Genomic DNA, 812 nt, shown 5'->3' with positions numbered 1-812 from the left:
GATCGAAGTCTCGGCCGCTTTTGAACACGCCCCAGGCGATCCTGGCCAGCTTCCTTGCCAGAATGTTGAAGACGGCGGTGCTGGGGTGACCGCGTTTTGCCAGCTCGTCGTAGAGCGGTTGCCCCCGGCGACACCGCTTGAGCCCCATTGCAGCCATGTAGAGCATCTGGCGCAGCATCGGTGCGCCCTGTTTGGACAGCCGACGTCGTCCAGTTCTGCCGCCAGACTCGTTGGGCCGGGGATCCAGGCCGGTGCAGGCAATCCATGCGTTGGCGTTGGCCAACGGCCAGCGCGTCATGTAGTAAATCAGGTGGGACGCGACGGCAGGGCCGATACCCGGGATGGTCAGCAGGCGCTTGTAGAGCGCGCCATGCTCTCCATCGCGGCCCAAGCGCTGCAGTTCGCTTTCCAGCTCCGACAGCGTCCCAGCCAGAGCGCAGAACAGATCAGACAGCTCCCCAGGGTCACTTTTGCTTACCCCGAAGGATTGCTCCAAGCGCGCGCGCGTCTCCACCAGCGCTCGCCGCTTGCGCAGCAAATCGTGCATCTGCTGCTGCTCGTCAGTACGCGGTACGTATTCACGCAGGCGGTCGCTCTCCTTCTTCACATAGCGGGCGATCGTTTGGGCATCCATGGCATCTGTCTTGCCGCGCGAGCCCGTCGCCCGAGCGTAGWTCTTGATCAGCCGTGGATCGATTACATAGACAACGTGGCCCGCCTGGCCAGCCATCCGAGCCAACAACTCGTAGTACCGTCCCGTCGCTTCCATGCCAATCCGGCATCGCTGGGGCAAGGTTTTGAGCCACTTGGCT

At 62.9% G+C, this 812-nt stretch carries 1 protein-coding gene; it reads right to left on the bottom strand.

From position 1 onward, the window contains the following. Nucleotides 1-769, bottom strand: a 769-nt coding sequence (locus BIU82_RS15975; protein WP_253182811.1) for a transposase, incomplete at its 3' end; no start/stop codon positions are given. Nucleotides 770-812: the final 43 nt, after the last annotated feature.

Origin of the sequence: Arthrobacter sp. SW1 (assembly GCF_001766675.1) — a bacterium.
Taxonomy (GTDB): domain Bacteria; phylum Actinomycetota; class Actinomycetes; order Actinomycetales; family Micrococcaceae; genus Arthrobacter.
The sequence above is the reverse complement of the archived record's forward strand: the minus strand, read 5'-3'. Positions and strand labels throughout refer to the sequence as shown.